Below are 5,779 nucleotides of genomic sequence, written 5' to 3' on the forward strand. Positions count from 1 at the left end.
TCGTCGGTGAACATCGCGTAGCGCTGCATGCCCACCGGCAGGTCGAGGATGTCCACCGGTACCAGGCTTTCCAGCGCTCGGGCGGCGTTCGCGCCGCGCAGGATGACCTGGCCCATGTGCGAGACATCGAACAGGCCGGCCTGCTCGCGGGTGTGCAGGTGTTCCTTGAGCACGCCGAGCGGGTACTGCACCGGCATGTCGTAGCCGGCGAAGGGCACCATGCGCGCACCGAGTTCGAGGTGCAGGGCGTGCAGCGGGGTTTTGGCGAGGTCGGTCATGTGAGGCTCCAAAGTGAAAGTCGGTGCGGGGGCAGGGCTTCCCTCACCCCCGGCCCCTCTCCCAGAGGGAGAGGGGAGAAAAAGGCTTCAGCATTCGATGATGTTCACGGCGAGGCCGCCGCGGGCGGTTTCCTTGTATTTGCTCTTCATGTCGGCACCGGTCTGGCGCATGGTGCGGATCACCTTGTCGAGCGAGATGAAGTGCTGGCCGTCACCGCGCAGGGCCATGCGTGCGGCGTTGATGGCCTTCACCGAGCCCATCGCGTTGCGCTCGATGCAGGGCACCTGGACCAGGCCGCCGACCGGGTCGCAGGTCAGCCCGAGGTTGTGCTCCATGCCGATCTCGGCGGCGTTCTCGACCTGCTGCGGGGTGCCGCCGAGAACTTCGCAGAGCGCGCCGGCGGCCATCGAGCAGGCCACGCCGACCTCGCCCTGGCAGCCGACTTCAGCGCCGGAGATCGAGGCGTTTTCCTTGTAGAGGATGCCGATGGCGGCGGCGGTGAGCAGGAAGCGCTCGACGCCGTCGTCATTGGCGCCGGGCACGAAGCGGCTGTAGTAGTGCAGCACCGCCGGGACGATGCCCGCCGCGCCGTTGGTGGGCGCGGTGACCACGCGGCCGCCGGTGGCGTTTTCCTCGTTCACCGCCAGGGCGTAGAGGTTGACCCAGTCGAGCACCGAGAGGCTGTCGCGCAGGCTGGCCTCCGGGTGTTCGCTGAGCTGGCGGTAGAGCGCGGCGGCGCGGCGCTTGACCTTGAGCCCGCCGGGCATGATGCCTTCCTTGCGGCAGCCGGTGGTGACGCAGTCCTGCATCACCTGCCAGATCTTCATCAGCCCGGCGCTGGTCTCTTCCGGGTTGCGCCAGGCCTTCTCGTTCTCGCGCATCAGGCCGCTGATGGACAGCCCACTGGCGCTGCAGTGGGCGAGCATGTCCTTGCCGGTCTTGAACGGGTAGGGCAGCGGCGTGCGGTCTTCGACGATGCGGTCCAGGCCGGCGGCTTCCTCGTCGACGACGAAGCCGCCGCCCACCGAGTAGTACTCGCGGGCGCGGATCTGGATGCCGGCGGCGTCGAAGGCGCGGAAGATCATGCCGTTGGGGTGGTAGGGGAGCGGTTTCCTGATCAGCGCCAGGTGCTCCTTCTCCACGAAATGAATCGACTTCTCGCCGCCGAGAAGCAGTTCGCCGCTCTGGCGGATGCGCGCCAGGCGCTCATCCACGCTTTCCGTATCTACGGTATCCGGTTGTTCGCCTTCCAGTCCGAGCAGCACGGCCTTGTCGCTGCCGTGGCCCTTGCCGGTGGCGCCGAGGGAGCCATACAGCTCCGCCCGGACGCTGGCCACCTGCGCCAGCAGGTGGTCCCGTTTCAGTCCCTCGGCGAAACGCGCGGCGGCGCGCATCGGCCCCACGGTGTGGGAGCTGGAGGGGCCGATGCCCACCTTGAACAGATCGAAAACGCTGAGCGACATATCTCGACTCCCGGAACAGGGATCAGGCCGGGTACACCGGGAAGCGCGAGCAGAGCCCCGCGACCTGGCGCGCCACCTGGGCCTCGACATCGGCATCGCCGAGGTGGTCGAGGATGTCGCAGATCCAGCTCGCCAGGGCGCGGCACTCCAGCTCCTCGAAGCCACGGGTGGTCACTGCCGGGGTGCCGATGCGCAGACCCGAGGTCACGAAGGGCGACTGCGGGTCGTTCGGCACGGCGTTCTTGTTCACGGTGATGTGGGCGCGGCCGAGGGCAGCGTCGGCGTCTTTGCCGGTAATGCCCTGGCGGATCAGGCTGACCAGGAACAGGTGGTTGTCGGTGCCGCCGGAGACCACGTCGTAGCCACGCTCGACGAATACCTTGGCCATGGACTGGGCGTTCTTGATCACCTGGGCTTGGTACTCCTTGAAGTCCGGCTCCAGTGCTTCCTTGAAGCACACAGCCTTGGCGGCGATCACGTGCATCAGCGGACCGCCCTGGGCGCCCGGGAACACGGCGGAGTTCAGCTTCTTCTCGATCTCGTCATTCTTGCGAGCGAGGATCAGGCCGCCACGGGGACCGCGCAGGGTCTTGTGGGTGGTGGTGGTGACCACGTCGGCGTAGGGCAGCGGGTTCGGGTACAGGCCCGCGGCGACCAGGCCGGCGACGTGGGCCATGTCGACGAACAGCAGCGCCCCGACCTTGTCGGCGATGGCGCGGAAGCGCGGGAAATCCAGGGTCTTGGAGTAGGCGGAGAAGCCGGCGACGATCATCTTCGGCTTGTGTTCCACGGCCAGGCGCTCGACTTCGTCGTAGTCGATCAGGCCATTGCCATCTATGCCGTATTGCACCGCGTTATAGAGCTTGCCGGAGGACGACACCTTGGCGCCGTGGGTCAGGTGGCCGCCGTGGGCCAGGCTCATGCCGAGAATGGTGTCACCGGCGTTCAGCAGGGCGAGGTAGACGGCGCTGTTGGCTTGCGAGCCGGAGTGCGGCTGGACGTTGGCGTAGTCGGCGCCGAACAGCTGCTTGGCACGGTCGATGGCCAGCTGTTCGACCTTGTCGACGAACTCGCAGCCACCGTAGTAGCGCTTGCCCGGATAGCCCTCGGCGTACTTGTTGGTCAGCTCGGTGCCCTGGGCCTGCATCACCTGCGGGCTGGTGTAGTTCTCCGAGGCGATCAGCTCGATATGGTCTTCCTGGCGCTGGGCCTCACGGCGGATGGCGTCGAACAGGGCAGGGTCGAAGTCGGAGAGGGTCAGGCTCTTGTGGAACATGGTGGTTTTCCTTCTTGTTCGGTATCGGATTGGTAGAGCCCTTGTGGGGGCGAATTCATTCGCTAAGCAGGCCACAGGCCTGCCCAACGACGTTGTCCGAGGGCTGCTGCGCAGCCCATAGCGAATGAATTCGCCCCCACAGAGTTCGCGCCGGTAGTGCTCAAGCGTCCTGATAGGCCTCGATGGACGGGCAGGCGCAGATCAGGTTGCGGTCGCCATGGACGTTGTCCACGCGGCCCACCGGCGGCCAGTACTTGCCGTCCACCAGGCTGGCGCTGGGGTACACGGCCAGTTCGCGGCTGTAGCGGTGGGTCCACTCGCCGACCAGCTCGTGGGCGGTATGCGGCGCGTTCTTCAGCGGGTTGTCGTCCTTGTCCAGCTCACCGGCCTCGACCGCGCGGATTTCTTCGCGGATGCGGATCATGGCGTCGCAGAAGCGGTCCAGCTCTTCCTTCGACTCGCTCTCGGTGGGCTCGATCATCAGCGTGCCGGGCACCGGGAAGCTCATGGTCGGGGCGTGGAAGCCGTAGTCGATCAGGCGCTTGGCGACGTCGTCGACGCTGATGCCGCTGGTCTCCTTGAGCGGGCGCAGGTCGAGGATGCACTCGTGGGCGACCAGGCCGTTGCTGCCGGTGTAGAGCACCGGGTAGTGCTCTTCCAGGCGGCGGGCGATGTAGTTGGCGTTGAGGATCGCCAGCTGGGTGGCGCGGCGCAGGCCGTCGCCGCCCATCATGCGGATGTACATCCAGGTGATCGGCAGGATGCTGGCGCTGCCGAAGGGCGCCGCGCTGACCGCGCCCTCTTTGCGGGCCATCTGCGCGTGGCCGGGCAGGAAGGGCGCCAGGTGGGCCTTCACGCCGATCGGGCCGACGCCCGGGCCGCCGCCGCCGTGGGGGATGCAGAAGGTCTTGTGCAGGTTCAGGTGGGAGACGTCGCCGCCGAACTGGCCCGGGGCGCAGAGGCCGACCATGGCGTTCATGTTGGCGCCGTCGATGTACACCTGGCCGCCGTTGGCGTGGATGACGTCGCAGATCTCGCGGATGCCTTCCTCGAACACGCCGTGGGTGGACGGGTAGGTGATCATCAGCGCGGCGAGACGCTCCTTGTGCTCCTCGGCCTTGGCCTTGAGGTCGGCGATGTCGACGTTGCCGCGGGCGTCGCAGGCGGTGACCACCACGCGCATGCCGACCATGCTGGCGGTGGCCGGGTTGGTGCCGTGGGCCGATTGCGGGATCAGGCAGATGTCGCGCTGGTCGTCGCCGCGGCTGAGGTGGTAGGCGCGGATCGCCAGCAGACCGGCGTACTCGCCCTGGGAGCCGGCGTTCGGCTGCAGGGACACGGCGTCATAGCCAGTGGCCTTACACAGCATGGCTTCCAGCTCGGTAGTGAGTTCCAGGTAGCCCTGGGACTGCTCGGCGGGAGCGAAGGGGTGCAGGGCGCCGAACTCGGCCCAGGTCACCGGGATCATCTCGCTGGCGGCGTTCAGCTTCATGGTGCAGGAGCCCAGCGGGATCATGCTGCGGTCCAGCGCCAGGTCCTTGTCGGCGAGCTTGCGCAGGTAGCGCATCAGCTCGGTTTCCGAGTGGTAGCGGTTGAACACCGGGTGGGCGAGGATCGCGCCCTGGCGCAGCAGGGCGGCCGGCAGGCGGCTGGCGACGGTGGCGGCCAGCGCGGCGAAGGCCGGCAGCGCCTGGCCATCGGCGAACAGCGCCCAGAGCTGCTCGACGTCGGCCTGGGTGGTGGTTTCGTCCAGGGACAGGCCGAGGCGCACGGCGTCCACTTCACGCAGGTTGAGGCGCTGGGCGCGGGCTGCGGCGTGGCGCTCGGCGGTCTGGGCGCCGGTGGCCAGGGTCAGGGTGTCGAAGAAGAATGCCTGCTCGACGGTCACGCCCAGCTTGGCCAGGCCCTGGGCGAGGATCGCGGTCAGCTGGTGCACGCGCTGGGCGATGCGGGTCAGGCCCTGTGGGCCGTGGTAGACGGCGTACATGCTGGCGATGTTGGCCAGCAGCACCTGCGCGGTGCAGATGTTGCTGGTGGCCTTCTCGCGGCGGATGTGCTGCTCGCGGGTCTGCATGGCCAGGCGCAGGGCCGGCTGGCCGTGGCGGTCGATGGAGACGCCGACCAGGCGGCCGGGCATGTCGCGCTTGAAGTTGTCGCGGGTGGCGAAGTAGGCCGCGTGCGGGCCGCCGAAGCCCAGCGGCACACCGAAGCGCTGGGCGCTGCCGAGGGCGACGTCGGCGCCGAACTCGCCGGGCGGGGTCAGCAGGGTCAGCGCCAGCAGTTCGGCAGCGACGGCGACCAGGGCGCCGGCGGCGTGGAAGCGTGCCACCAGTTCGCGGTAGTCGAAGAGGTCGCCGTTGGCGGCGGGGTACTGCAGCAGGGCGCCGAAGTAGGCGCTGGCGTCGCCGAGCTCACGCTCGTCGCCGATCACCACCTCGATGCCCAGCGGCTCGGCGCGGGTGCGCAGCACGTCGAGGGTCTGCGGGTGGCAGTGCTGGGAGGCGAAGAAGGCGTTGCTGGCCTTGTTCTTCGCCAGGCGCTTGCAGAAGGTCATGGCTTCGGCGGCGGCGGTGCCTTCGTCGAGCAGGGATGCGTTGGCCACCGGCAGGCCGGAGAGGTCGCTGACCAGGGTCTGGAAGTTCAGCAGGGCTTCCAGGCGGCCCTGGGAGATTTCCGGCTGGTAGGGGGTGTAGGCGGTGTACCAGGCCGGGTTTTCCAGCAGGTTGCGCAGGATCGGGCTGGGGGTGTGGCAGGGGTAGTA

3 protein-coding genes and 1 pseudogene are annotated in these 5,779 nt (G+C 68.1%); all 4 read right to left on the reverse strand.

Annotation, left to right across the window (positions count from 1 at the left end):
* Positions 1-278 (reverse strand): annotated as a pseudogene (gene gcvT / locus DM872_RS16890) (glycine cleavage system aminomethyltransferase GcvT); the annotation flags it as partial.
* A gap of 87 nt (positions 279-365) precedes the next feature.
* On the reverse strand, positions 366-1,742 hold the full coding sequence (locus DM872_RS16895; RefSeq protein ID WP_179060563.1) for an L-serine ammonia-lyase: 1,377 nt from the start codon (positions 1,740-1,742) through the stop codon (positions 366-368).
* 22 nt (positions 1,743-1,764) lie between these two features.
* A complete protein-coding gene (gene glyA, locus DM872_RS16900) occupies positions 1,765-3,018 on the reverse strand; it encodes a serine hydroxymethyltransferase (protein WP_179060564.1) in 1,254 nt (417 codons plus the stop codon).
* A gap of 160 nt (positions 3,019-3,178) precedes the next feature.
* Positions 3,179-5,779: aminomethyl-transferring glycine dehydrogenase (gene gcvP, locus DM872_RS16905; protein ID WP_179060565.1), on the reverse strand; the 2,601-nt coding region annotated here is incomplete at its 5' end.

The sequence above is a fragment of the Pseudomonas taiwanensis genome (genome assembly GCF_013393345.1).
GTDB classification, from domain to species: domain Bacteria; phylum Pseudomonadota; class Gammaproteobacteria; order Pseudomonadales; family Pseudomonadaceae; genus Metapseudomonas; species Metapseudomonas resinovorans_C.